Annotated in this window: 6 protein-coding genes; 2 read left to right on the forward strand and 4 right to left on the reverse strand. The window is 51.4% G+C overall.

Annotated elements, in window-relative coordinates:
- Window positions 1-279: 279 nt before the first annotated feature.
- Window positions 280-1,182: a LysR family transcriptional regulator gene (locus tag PsAD5_RS12165; protein WP_063292302.1), complete on the reverse strand. Its 903-nt coding sequence runs from the start codon at window positions 1,180-1,182 to the stop codon at window positions 280-282.
- 107 nt (window positions 1,183-1,289) lie between these two features.
- Between PsAD5_RS12165 and PsAD5_RS12170 the strand changes: the two genes are divergently transcribed.
- Window positions 1,290-2,240 (forward strand): haloalkane dehalogenase, encoded by a 951-nt coding sequence (locus tag PsAD5_RS12170; RefSeq protein ID WP_063306216.1) that lies wholly within the window; start codon window positions 1,290-1,292, stop codon window positions 2,238-2,240.
- A gap of 202 nt (window positions 2,241-2,442) precedes the next feature.
- Window positions 2,443-3,408, forward strand: coding sequence for an NADP-dependent oxidoreductase (locus PsAD5_RS12175; RefSeq protein WP_063292304.1), 966 nt, complete (start codon window positions 2,443-2,445; stop codon window positions 3,406-3,408).
- 756 nt (window positions 3,409-4,164) lie between these two features.
- On the opposite strand, the gene PsAD5_RS12180 is transcribed toward PsAD5_RS12175, so the two are convergent.
- From PsAD5_RS12180 to PsAD5_RS12190, 3 genes are all read right to left on the reverse strand, one after another.
- A complete protein-coding gene (locus PsAD5_RS12180; protein WP_084405954.1) occupies window positions 4,165-10,398 on the reverse strand; it encodes an autotransporter domain-containing protein in 6,234 nt (2,077 codons plus the stop codon).
- A 733-nt stretch (window positions 10,399-11,131) separates the two neighbouring features.
- The gene (locus tag PsAD5_RS12185) at window positions 11,132-11,671 is read right to left on the reverse strand and encodes a hypothetical protein (RefSeq protein WP_063292306.1); all 540 of its coding nucleotides are present in this window, start codon (window positions 11,669-11,671) and stop codon (window positions 11,132-11,134) included.
- Between the two features lie 915 nt (window positions 11,672-12,586).
- The gene (locus PsAD5_RS12190; RefSeq protein ID WP_041768617.1) at window positions 12,587-13,237 is read right to left on the reverse strand and encodes a peroxiredoxin; all 651 of its coding nucleotides are present in this window, start codon (window positions 13,235-13,237) and stop codon (window positions 12,587-12,589) included.
- Between the last annotated feature and the right edge of the window lie 813 nt (window positions 13,238-14,050).

A 14,050-nucleotide genomic window follows, 5' to 3' on the forward strand; every position in this document is an offset into this window, starting at 1 on the left:
CTTCGTACTATCCATAAGGGCCCGCGGTAGGAGATGCTGCATACAGAGGCCGGACACACGTAGGAACTCGACCGCATTCACTCAATCAGACGAAAAAACCGCTTGCATTTCCAGGGGCGTCCACACACACGCTCGGCCCAGTTGGGCCTGTATCATAAAATGATACGCCGCATCCAAGGTCGGGTTTGAGACCTGTTACCCGAAGCTGCACTTTGGCCATCGTACAGGCCGGTCATTGGCAAAGATTTGATTGCCGTTTTCAGATTCGTAGCGCTTGGTCTACTTTTGATAAAGTGCCCCTTGCATCTTGGGCTTCAGTTCGCCAAGGCCATCCGCCAAAAAATCCACGAACCTGCGAACCCGAACTGTTCGTCGCAATTCTGAGTGCAGCAAGATGAATAGGGTGCGATCAAATTCAATCTCGGTATTTGGCACTTGGCGCAAATCGGGGAAAATATGTTCAAAAACAACAGGCAGAAATGACATTCCACATCCCTGCCTTAGAAGACTAATGTGCATATATGTTTCACTTGAGGAGTAGCGAATATCGGCGGCAGGAAATCGAGATTGCTTCAGCCACGCCGGATTTTCACGTGATTTCGTCCAACCAACCCAACTCAATCCGGCCCCCTCGGGTCCGGCAGTGGGTAAAACCTCATCAATATACTGTTGATTAGCGTAGATCCCGATTGCCATGGGGTAAAGTTTGCGCGCGGTGACATCATCGGTTACCTCATATGCCGCTCGAAGAGAGACATCCGTTTCCGCTTGATTGATATCCTCATGCGCGTCGGTCAATCGCAGTTCCACATCGATGCCTGGATAGGCCTGATGAAACCGCGCCAGTATCGGCGCGACGACATCAAGGGCCATAGCAGGCGGCAGAGAAAATTTAATCGTTCCAGTTTCGGTTCTATCCAAACCTTCGACCCGGCGACGCGCTCCAAGAAATACCTGCTCGGCTTCTTCCGCCATTGGTAAAAGAGCCTCTCCCGCTTCGGTTAACTCAAAACCGCGGCGAGAACGGGTAAAAAGCTGAACGCCATAGCTGGCTTCCAATACCTTGATGTTGCGGTTCACCGTAACATGATTGGCGTTCAGCATCTCAGCCCCAGCGCGCAGGCTTCCCTTGCGCGCAACAGCCAGAAAAAAAGGCATCATTTCCCAGTCGATGGACCGCATTTCGCATCCCCTATGTTTCATCAGGCGAACACTGTGTTCGAAATTATGCAATTTATATAGAGATAATTGAAACATAGATATTGCTCAACAGAAAACTGGAGATATCTATGAAACGCAGAACCTTACTAAAATTTGCCGCCTTGGTTACAGCCGCATCCGTAATGTCGCTGCCCGCATTCGCGGACACTCATCAAGCGCAGGACAAAAGTTATATGACAGTGCTGGGCCAGAAGATCGCTTATGTTGATGAGGGCGAAGGGCGCCCCGTTGTCTTTTTGCACGGCAACCCTGCCTCTTCTTATCTTTGGCGCAACATCATCCCGCACCTGTCAGCCACACACCGCGTGATTGCACCTGATCTGATCGGAATGGGCGATAGCGACAAGCCAGTACTTGAAAATACCTATGCCGACAGCGCGGAATATATGTTCACCTTTCTTGACGCTCTGGATTTGAAGGATGCCGTGTTGGTGATCCATGATTGGGGGTCAGGTCTGGGCTGGCACTATGCGCGCACGCGTCCCGAACGTGTGTCCGCAATTGCCTTTATGGAGGCGATGACGCCGGGCTTTATTCCCTACGAAAGCTACGAGTCACTGGGCGATTTCGCGGAATTCGTACGCAATGTGAACACGCCCGGTGTTGGCGAAGAAATGATTATGAACCAGAACATTTTACTGGATCAATTTATGCGATACGGCAGCCCGAATGGACCGCTCTCGGATGAAGTTATGGCAGAGTATAACCGCTATTACCCAACAGCCGAGAGCCGGAAAATATTGTTGGACTGGCCACGCGAAATTCCAATCGCTGGCGAACCGGCAGATGTCTATGAGGTGGCGACGGCAAATAACGCGTGGTTGCTGGCCAGTGATCTGCCGAAATTGATGTTCCACGTCGATCCAGGCGCGATACTTCCGATGGCCCAAGCCGAGTATTTGCAGAAGAACCTGAAAAACCTTGAGACGGTGTTTCTTGGCCAAGGGGGGCATTTCGTTCAAGAGGACTATCCCGATGAAATCGGCAAGGCTCTGGCCGAGTGGTTGACGCGGTTCTGACAGGTAAACCGTCACAATGCGCCAAGGAAAGAACTGCTAGTTCGACGTGATCACCAGCGGACCCTTGGCGCAATCACAGACCCAATTGAAAATTCAGTTGATTGAAACCAATCCCCTTGGGGATCGAGATGAATAATGTTCGGAGAGACATATGACAAAATCAATGACAGCAGCAGTAATTGAGCAATAGGGCGGCGCGGCAATGTTCGAAATCGCGCAACTCCCCATTCCAGACCTTGAAGCCGACGACGTGCTGATCAAAGTGGCCTACGCGGGGGTCAATCCGGCAGATTGGAAAATGCGAGAAGGACACCTCGCCTCGGCGATGCCAAACGCCAAGTTCCCTTTGGTTCTCGGAGTGGACGCTTCGGGTGTCGTGGTGGCGACAGGCAAAAACGTAACTGAGTTCTCTGAGGGCGATAGAGTTGCTTCCGCAACCAATATGTTTTCTGCGGGGAAGCCTGGGTCCTATGCAGAGTATCTCGTGGTCGATAAGTGCCGGGTTGCGCTGATCCCTGCAGATATGACCTTGGAATCTGCATCGACCATTCCGACTGCAGGTGTGACGGCCTGGCAGGCACTGTTCGGGGCTGAAAAAGGTGCGCTCAGGAAGGGTGAGAGCAAGAAGATACTCATCAATGGTGCTTCCGGTGGTGTGGGCAGTTTTGCCGTTCAATTGGCAAAATGGGCTGGCGCAGAGGTAGCCACCACCTGCAGTGGCGCCAATTTGGACTATGTTAAGTCCCTGGGAGCCGATTTCCCGATTGACTACAAAACTCAAAGTATCAGCAACGAAATTTCCAAATGGGCTCCAAATGGCTTGGATTTGATCGTCGACGCAATAAGCGCCGCCTCGCTTGCTGATCCTGTGGCCTTGTTAAAGCGAGGCGGTCGGCTCGTTAATATCGCAACATTGACGGATGACGGAGATGTCGAAGCTCAAATCGCTGAAGCGATAGAACGCGGTGTCGAGAAAATTTTGGCTTTTGTCGACGACTCGAGTTTCGGCGCGGAAATTCGGGAAATCGTTAATTTGGTTGAGGCTGGCGAGTTGAGCCTTCCTAATACCGAGTTTTTCGAATTGAACGATGTGGTTCGTGCGCATGAAAAGCTGGAGACAGGACATGTGAAGGGTAAACTGGCGCTGTGGGTATCAGGTGATCAATAATATCTTTCAACCGGCGGATCCTTGTTAGCCTAGGCTCCGCCCCTCGTTCTAAAAAGTAGAAAACATCCAAAAATATGTGAAAATTGGAGGCCGTACTGTTCGGGGCGTTCGGTTACTAAAACGCTTATTGGAAAATATGATGCGAACGTCAGCTATCTGTCCCGCTTCGCAGTTACTTACGAACCCAAAATGCTGCACCATCGACCAATGTCAACTTTCGGGAGGCGAGTAAGTAGATTTTGAAGTGGGCTGAATGTCAGCAAAGGGGCCGTTTGAGTAGTTACAGATCGTTTACAGAAGCTACTGAAGAAGCTTCTTGGTGGAACTGATTCAACCCTTGCTAAAAACGCCCAACGGCGGCTAGTGGCCCTCAGCGCCAAGCGGATTAAAGCCAACCCTAAGTCGACATCACGCTCTGTAAAGGCAGCTCCGTCATTAAGCGAATGGCAGCTATGGTCACACCGCTACATACGCTCGCATATCTATGCAAACAGGGCCAAATGCGGCCATTCGAGCTGTTCTATCAATGGTTGAAGCGGCCTGGATGGCAGGCTGTCAGAGTTCCCGAGACTGCTTTCATTTCCTAGACAAAGTTCACGGTACTAATGAAAAAGGCCGTGCTCAGGATGGGGGCAAATTAACAGAGATGGCGCATATGAATTTTTGATGATTGGAGAGCACTTGCCCACCACCTAAGTTTTCAGGTGGCGGGCAGGTTTATGTGGGGTAGTTGGCCTTGCTCAGGCAGGAGAATGGTCAGAACTTCAGAGCAATGTTCGCTTTGAGTCCCTGATCAGTGAAGCTGGAACCGAACTGGCCATCGTATGCCAGACCCAAGGTCGTGCTATGTCCCAAATCCACCGATGCTCCCAGATTCAGCAGGAGGGCATCTCTGGCAATCGGGATACTGGCAACGGAGAAGTCATCGCCTCCGGCAAAGGCATGATTGACAACAGGTGTTACATCGCCAAACGCATGCTGCCAGGCAGCTTGTGCTGATAACTTCGCGGTGAATTGACCAAGGTTCGCCCGTGTCTCTGCCCGCAGCCCGATACTGGTGAAGGTGCTGTCCATTGTCTGGCGATCAGCCTTCAGCGCAGCAGAGCCACCGGTTTCGGAGTACCCATCGCTGGACAACTGGACGTAGGATATACTGGCAAAAGGCTCCAAACTGGTTGCTGCAAAATCAAAACGGTACCCTGCTTCACCAAAGATCTGCGCAGTGTGCGCCGTATAGGACCCTGACAGGTTCTCAGTAAAGCCAGTGAAGGCGACCGAACGGGTCGTGTCGATATCATGCCATGCATAGCTACCACCTGCGCGCACCCCCAGAGGCCCAAACTCTGTGCCACCATAAGCACCAAGATGCAGCGTATCTGCTGTCGCTGAGGACGTTCTGCCATTCACTTCGAAACTGCTGTTGTCGTAGCCACCGAAAAAGCCAAAGCGGGAACTTTCACCAATCTGGACATCTCCACCTAGAAGGAAACCGCCGATTGACCGATCAAGCCTTGCGGCATTGCTGTTTCCACTCCAGCGTCCCCAGGACCCAAAACCTTGCCCCCAGAACGTGAGGCTTTCGCCAACGCGCTTTTCTACTTGCTCTTGTCCATCCGCTGCAACGGAATCCATTGCAGCACGCACACGATTGAGGGCTGCCTCGCGGGCAAAACGGCTATCTTCAATCAGCGCTGTTTTTATTGAGGCATGAGCTTCGCCTGAAAGCTGATCGAGTGCTCCTGCTGCATCCGCATTGGAAAGGTTCAAGACTGAATTGAACAAGTCTCCGATGCCAAGTGAGAATGCACCCTCACCCGCAGCGCACTGATTAGCACTCATCCCGGGCATGCAGAACGAGCTAGATACTAATTGGGAACTCAGATAAACGTTGTTGGCATCATAAGAGAGAACAAAATCAAGGAATGCGAAGTCATCTGTTGGTGCGGGTGAATCAAACGTTCCGGAGACGCCCCCTACAGCGCTCATAATCGTATAGACCGTATTTGTAGTGTAGGTTGAGCCATCGTCGGTTCCGTTTTCCGGCTTCACATGCACCGTACCACCATTGATCGTCACAGTACCGCTGGCGGCCAGCAGATCGTTGTTGATGCCTGCCACGTTGCCCCCATCGTTCAATTCAACGTCAAAGGTTGATCCACTATTGAAAACAAGAGAAGTCGCATTCAGAGTCCCAACGGAGTTTCCCGGTGCGACTACAGCACCTGATTGGAAAGCAACAGCCCCTACAGTCCCCGAGCCACCAAGGGTGCCGCCATTGACCGTAACATCGCCAATGGTGCCATTAACAACCAGCTCGCCACCGGAAACAATGGTGTCGCCGGTATAGGTGTTGGTGCCGGTTAGGATAGTGGTGCCTGCAAGCTGATTGACACTGCCAGTCCCGCTAATATCTGCGGAGAAGGTGTAGTCACTATCCGTGTGGTTGAAGTTGATTACCCCGGTACCGTCACCAAATTTAACTGCTGTGGCATCCAGACTGCCTGCGGCCTGCGCGGTGTCGCCAGCGGCAGCCCCAATATTGAGCGTGCCATGAGAACCTGTCACCCTGCCCAGATAAACGCTGTTCTCCACATCAACCACGCCACCATCTGAGATCGTTAGGGTACCGTTTCCGAGCAATCCGATGTTCATATAGTGGCTGTTTTCCCAGAGAGAACCAACTCCGGTCACGACTACGTCCCCCGAAGAACCAGCTTCAGAACCGATCCCCCCTTTTTTACTGGTCACCCGACCACCTTCGCTAATGGTTAGAGTTCCGACCCCATAACGTCCCACGTAAAGGCTAGTCCCGCTTGCATCCAACCCGAAATCGTTCTTCCAATGCGACCCTTCTCCGATTACCTCCACTGTTCCGGTAGAGCCTGCAAAAGTGCCAATCTGGCCATGCATGCCGGAAACTAAACCGCCCTCCAAGATATTCAGGGTTCCGTTTCCAAAGCGCCCGACATAAAAGCCGTTGGTAGTTTGCAGGCGCGAAGAAGGCCCTGTCACTGTTGCAGCCCCATAAGAACCTGAGCTTTTCCCGAGAAAGGTTGAAAGACTGGCGGACACATCGCTGCCATCAACAACGGTCAGAGACGCTGTTTCAGGTCCACCAACGCTAATAGTTCGACCGGCCAGAGTGGCGCCATCCCTGAACTCCAGCGCTCCTTCTGAAACAGTGGTGTCGCCACTATAGGAGCTGTCACCCGTCAGGACGAGTGTTCCAAGACCAGTTTTGTCCAGTGATCCAGTCCCGGTCAGGTTGGAGGTAATGGTTGAGGTCAAACCGGTGCCCGAGCTGGTTCCGTCCCCAACCCTGAATGAAACGGTATCAGCGCCAGCACTTATGATGATATCGCCTCCAGTTATGCTGTAACCATCGGAGGCAAACTGCATGCCTTTGGAAATTGAAACTCCAGCACTATCCACTGTGACTATGCCCGTTGTTCCCTGGAAAATCAGTGTGCTGTCCGGTTGATAAGGTGCGCTTGCTGAGCCAGTGGCATCGGTCCAGTTGGTTCCCGCAGTGCTCCAGGTGCCAGAACCACCATGAACGGCTCCATCAGCACTTGTTACCGCTCCGTTCCAGAAGCTCAGCTGGTCCGGGTTCACCAGAAGATTGACCTGTCCGGCTGTTGCTGTCTGCACGTTGTAAAGCAAGCCCGTGGGCGCGGTGCCCACCACCAGACCGTTATCGGTCAAACTGCCACCATAGGTGATCAGGTTATAGACCCCGGCGTCAAAGCCACCTGCATCGGTAACGTTGAGCGATCCATCCAGCGTCAGATCACCGCCAACGGCGATGAGGTCACTGTCTACGCCTGCTGTGCCGGATGGAGATCCAAGCTCAAAATCCAGAACGGATGCGGAGGTCAGATTAAGGTCACCGCCAATTGTCAGCGTACCCGGACTGTTTCCGGCAGAGATGGTTCCGCTTGTGACTGTTGCCGAACCATTGATCGTGCCCGAACCGCCAAGGGTGCCGCCATTGATTGTCACATCGCTAATCGAACCATCAACAACAAGCACGCCTTCCGAGACAGTTGTACCACCGGTGTAGGTATTGGCACCGGAAAGGGTGAGCGTGCCGTAATCAGTTTTTTCCAGTGAACCGGTACCGGTCAGGTTAGATGCAACGATTGCCGAATATCCCGCGCCCGCGGAGGTCCCGTCTCCGACGCGGAATCCAGCTTCTCCTGCCAGTGTAATATCGCCACCAGTCACTATATAGCCATCGGCAGCAAACTGCATGCCCTTGGAAATTGAAACCCCGGCACTATCCACTGTGACTGTGCCCGGTGCTCCCTGGAAAATCAGCGTGCTGTCTGGTTGATAAGGTGCGCTTGCTGAGCCAGTGGCATCGGTCCAGTTGGTTCCCGCAGTGCTCCAGGTGCCAGAACCACCATGAACGGCTCCATCAGCACTTGTCACCGCTCCGTTCCAGAAGCTCAGCTGGTCCGGGTTCACCAGAAGATTGACCTGTCCGGCTGTTGCTGTCTGCACGTTGTAAAGCAAGCCCGTGGGCGCGGTGCCCACCACCAGACCGTTATCGGTCAAACTGCCACCATAGGTGATCAGGTTATAGACCCCGGCGTCAAAGCCACCTGCATCGGTAACGTTGAGCGATCCATCCAGCGTCAGATCACCGCCAACGGCGATGAGGTCACTGTCTACGCCTGCTGTGCCGGATGGAGATCCAAGCTCAAAATCCAGAACGGATGCGGAGGTCAGATTAAGGTCACCGCCAATCGTCAGCCTACCCGGACTGTTACCCGCTGCAATCGTTCCGCTTGCAACGGACACCGATCCGCCAATCGTGCCTGACCCACCAAGGCTACCGCCGTTGACTGTAACATCACCAATGGAGCCATTAACAACCAGCCTTCCTCCCGAAACGGTGGTGCCGCCGGTATAGGTGTTGATGCCGGTCAGGATGGTGGTGCCAGCAAGCTGATTAACACTGCCATTCCCGTTAACGGCAGTCGAGAACGTGTAGTCGGTATCCGTGTGGTTGAAGTTGATCACCCCGGCACCGTAACCAAATTCAACCGCTGCGGCCTCCAGAACGCCTGCTGCTTGCGCAGTTTCGCCAGCAGCAGCACCAATATTGAGTGTGCCTTGTGAAACAGTGTCGACGGCCAGCTCGACATCACCATCTACATCCACGATGGCGCCATCTGCGATCGTCAGCGTCCCGGGCGCTCTATCTCCAACGATTATACGATTACTGCTCTCCCAAACGGAGCCTCCGCCCGTCACTGTAACAATACCCGAACTGGTCCCACTGAAGCTGGCACTGTCAAAGCCAATGTTGGCGAGACCAGAAGTGACCCTGCCGCCATTCTCTATTTTTAGGGAGCCGGCACCATACTGGCCGACGAAGAGAGTTCCGGCCTCCCAGACGGATCCGTCATTCGTCACAGTCACGGCACCTGTGGCGTCAGCCCCACCGATAACACTGCTCAGACCATTGGTAACCCTGCCGCCATCGGAGATGGTCAGCGTTCCGGTCCCATACACACCAACTGTAGAGTTAGTTGCAACATCTAACGAAGCCCCTGAACCCGTCACTGTCACGCTGCCCGACACGCGGCCAATATTCAGAAATCCACTATTAACCTCACTGCCCTCTCCAATGGTTAATGCGCCGGTACCGGCATAGCCGACCCTCAGCGCTTGAGTGTCGGTCAAAACACTCCCGCCGCGCAACTCCAGGGTACCGCCGGAAACTATAGTGTCGCCCGTGTAAGTGTTAGTTCCTGTCAAAATTGTGGTGCCGGAAAGTTGATTGACACTGCCATTCCCGCTGACATCCGCAGAAAAGGTGTAGTCACTATCTGTGTGATTGAAGTTGATCACCCCGGTACCATCACCAAATTCAACCGCTGCGGAATCAAGCGTCCCGGCTGCAGCAGCCGTTTCACCGCTGCCCGCACCAATGTTCAAAACGCCAGAACCAGTTGAATGAGCGCCCAGCTTAGTTGCTCCAGACACACTAACTGTTGCATCTTTGGAAATCGTCAGAGTGCCTTCGCCGCCGAGGCCGACAAACAGATTGCCCGAATTCTCCCAGGTTGACCCGGTGTCGGTCACCTCAACTGTGCCGATTGAGCCACTGCCGCCGCCAATAATGCCGTACTGATTGTTCACCGCGCCGCCATCGGATACCGTCAGAGTACCATCGCCTTGTTCGCCGACAAACAGGCCGCTCGAGATGTCCCAGGCTGACCCGGTGCCGCTCACCTCAACTCCGCCGGTTATGTCACTGTCGCCGCCGATGTAACCGTTCGAGCTACTCACCGCGCCGCCATCAGATACCGACAGTGTGCCATCTCCGCTTTCGCCGATACGAATGCTGTTCGAATTGCTCCAGATTGACCCAGTGCCGATCACTTCAACACTGCCAGTCGAGTCACTTTGATAACCGACATAACCGAACGCGCTTCTCACTGTGCCGCCATCGGATACCGTCAGAGTGCCGTTACCATAGTGACCGATACTCAGATCCACCGAATTGTCCCAGGTTGACCCGATGCCGGTCACCTCAACTGTGCCGGTTGAGCCACTGTTTTGGCCGATATAGCCGTGCGTATTACTCACCGCGCCACCATCGGACACCGTCAGAGTGCCATCGCCGTCGACGCCGACATATAGACGTTGCGCCTCTGCCGTTCCGTTGGTGGTTTTATTCGTTACAGTGGTCGGGTTGGGTGCTGTGGTATCAATGGTAACATAATGTGTACTATTCGGGATAATATCACTAGACCAGTTATCCTCAGTAAACCAGTCGGTCGAGTGGTTACCTTCCCAAGCCTGCCCAAGGGCGCCTGTTGCTCCGGACAACACCAAAGGCCCTGATGCAATTACCGCAGCTGCAACATAGGGCGCTCGACTTGCTGTTACTCCGGCCATTTTGGTCATGCGTCCACCGCACTTCAGACGGTTCAGAAAGTGCTTGTAACATACTGTTGTCGGGGGCGTAGTCATGTGGTTATCGGAACTCTTCGTTCTAATTCTTTGATGTACTCATCACACTTCAAGACCTGACCGTTTTGACGTGAAATGACGTGGAGTTTGTCGGTGCTTGTTCAGGAACACTCGTCAGCTTTTGGTATGGCTTCTCGAAAAGGCGCAAAATGGTACCTGCGAAGTGCTTCCGGTTCGGATGAACACTTTTTGTGGGCGACGCGCTCATGCGTAACGGTCTCTGCCACTCATTCGGATTGAAGTGGTGGAGAGAAAAAATGAGCAACTGCATCAGATTAGAGATGGTCTCTTGCTATGTGCTGTCGCTCATTTCATCCGGCTCGGCCCATCTTTGGTAGACTTTTCAATTACTTCATCGGCTGAAAATACTTAGGCTCCTAAACCTTCACAATAGAAAGAAATTGAAGGCTTTATCGCTATTAGCGATGAGGCAGAGGAGGAGGAATGCGGTCTCTTTTACGAGGTACATCAGTGGCCAAAATGTTGAGCAAATCTTGGATACAAGACTGCACGAGCTGCATAACGTCTTAGAGGCGGCGAAGGTTGTCATAAACGAAGCGAGTGGGTCAGCGTTTTGAGCGGGAGTGAGCAATTGGCAAAATGCAAGGGTCGCCAGTGACACTGCTTGGAACTCAATCGGAGATATGCTGTTTTTCAAATGGAGTAACAGTTGCCCTTCGTTGAATGAAACTTGATATAGTTTCCGGCGTAGCTTTATTGCGGAGCTCCTCCTCTAAGTATATGGATCCTCTATAACAATGTGGGACAGTTCTCTGTTTACAGAGTGAATGTAGTTTGCCGCCCAGCTCAGGCCGTAGACAATTGTGGCACACCCAAGCGCATAAGCCAGTGTAGTGTGCAACTCGGCTAGAAAATTTACGCTTTCCCCATGCACCCAACTCGCCACAGTAAGTCCCAAAGAACTGCTAGGCACTTCATTTACAAGCACTCTCACTCCACCAACGAGAGGCAAAATTACAAGGAGAGCAAATAGCACTGTGATTGATAGGCGAAAAAACCAATGGTGCGATTTCTTAAGAAGCCTGCGCTTTTCTACAAAGTAAAGTAGAATAAGCTTTCCAAGAATGGCGATCAAAAGTCCCATCCCCCAATATGCATGGAAGCGCGTGTAGCCCGCCGCATCGATCTCCGTTGCCCTCTGTCCTAAAACCCCAATCCCGAGCAGAAATTGAAAAGCACCCAAAACCAGAATTGCCCAGGTAAAGGTCTGAGATAGGTTCCTAATTTGAGTATTGTAATCTGAAAGCTGCATTGCTCACCCTTCCTCTAGGATCCAACTTTTCGGCAATTTCATTTGCAGAAATGGATTAGACTCTGGACTTTCACAACAGAAAGAAATTGAAGGCCTTATTGCTATTAGCTATGAGGTGAAGGAGGAGGAACACAGGCTCTGTTGGAGGACACTTCAGTGGCTGAAATGTAGGATAAACTGTGCATAAGAAGCTGTATGTGCCGCATGATTTACTGATGGCAGTGCCGGAAGAACGACCACCTGTTTGTGTTTGACTAGGCCACTGTGTTTGTCATCAAGGCCAAGTGAGTAGATCATCTTTTGTGCAGGAGAGAGTAACCAGGCAAATTGTAAGGCCTGTCAGCAATACCGCTGAGAAGCAGTACAAAGACATTCGACGCAGGTCATTTGGAAGTAAGCTAACCTGCCGCCTGTCAGAGCTACGAATACTCTTAAGCCAATACAGTTATCATTGAGCAATCTTTGTGATGCTAATGATCGCGAGCCCCAAACAGAAAACGCCACAGGAGGCTGCGCTTTAAACAGAAGTGTGTAGGCTTGTGAAGCTGCCAATTTGACCACATTTTGAAACTGTTAGAAATAGACATAGCGGCCAAACCGCCGCAAACCGTTTGCTCATATGCCCTAAAAACTGGGAGATTTTCTGATATTGCAGCTTCCGTGTAATATCGTCGATTTTCGAGATTAAAAGACCGAGATCCTAGATATAGCGCGTCTGCGCCAAGATTATATTCAAGAGAAATGACATCCAAACTGAGTTGATCTTAGAGAACGGCCAATTTCAGTGTGTTCTAGGACCAGAATAAAATTTGGAATAATCATACACTAAGAAATAAGTAGAGAAGAACCTCGGTAAATATTTCTTCCGAGGTTCATAATCGCTTAGCTTAGTAAAACATGATCAGACAAATGAGGCTAACGTGGCGCATGGACAGTGCGCAAATATGGCAAAATGGTATTCACCACACCGAATTTCGTTTGAGCATCCTCCGTGCTAACCGCTGGCGGTACAATCACATCTTGTCCTACCTGCCAATCAGCTGGGGTAGCAACGCCTTTGGCAGACATTTGCAGGCCATCCAAAGCACGCAATATTTCGGAAAAATTACGACCAACAGACATCGGATAGGTCATCATAAGTTTCACCTGCTTGTCAGGTCCAATGATAAACACTGAACGTACTGTGGCAGAGTCTGCTGGCGTCCGACCGTCTGGCATCACATATTCCGCTGGCAGCATGTCAAATGCTTTTGCCATCTCTAAATCGTCATCAGCAACAATTGCAAACTCTGGCCTGGCCCCGCCAACGGCTTCAATGTCACCTTTCCACTTTTTATGGTCTTCAACACCATCTACCGAGATACCCAATACCTTGGTGTTTCTAGCTTCCCATTCCTTCGCCAGTCTTGCAACAGCACCAAATTCAGTTGTGCAAACGGGTGTAAAGTCTTTAGGGTGCGAGAAAATTATCGCCCAACTGTCGCCAACCCAGTTGTGCAGGTTGAGTTTTCCCTGATCAGTCGTCACCGTCAAATCGGGAATTGTATCGTTTATACGTAAAACCATGGTTTGTCCTTTCGATAATGTCCACGGACATGATGTAATTTGCTGTGAGGCCATTTGAGTTAGCCGGCTGCATGGCTAATTATTACCAACTCATACAACATGCTCACGCTGATGCGTTTAGCCTATGCACGACTACACAGCCGAACTTCGCGTGCCAAAGTGGAAAATAAAGGTTTACTTGTTCAAATTTGAACAACTTGGCTGGAAGCAATCGGGCATTCGTTATCATTACTTCACACACCTCAGGTGTTGAGATATAATTGCTTCACTATCTAGATATAATACTTGAAGATCCAAAATTGCTTGTATGTTTTTATCGACAATAGTTATCGAAGCATACAGATCCCTCAACCTACATATCATTTGCTCGCAATTTTAGATTAGGCACTGCGATTTAATGTAATTGGTAGGTGGTCTCACCTTATTTGCCAGCGCTTATTTCATACAGCTCGTCTCATATTCATTATGCCTTCTAGTGATACAACGGCGGCTTGTAAGTGGCTCAATAGATCGCTGCAACAAAAAGAATTTGATGGCCCTATTGCTGTAAGCTATGAGCTGAGAGGTTCACGTCCGGTTCTGTGAGAGCCCGAGAGGGAAATTCATTCAGGCTACTCGATCAACTAAGGAGGCTTTGTTTACTTCCTCCATTTTTGAGCCTAAAAACACCGACCTACAGTTGAAACGTGTGCGTCCGGCGAACCCGACCTACAAAACGGAAATAGGCCCTGTTACGCTGGCTTAGCAGCGTAACACCACGGCATGAGATCGTTGAGGCGGGTGATCTTGTGATCAGCGATTTGAGCCAGAACC

The organism is Pseudovibrio sp. Ad5 (assembly GCF_001623095.1).
Lineage (GTDB): Bacteria > Pseudomonadota > Alphaproteobacteria > Rhizobiales > Stappiaceae > Pseudovibrio.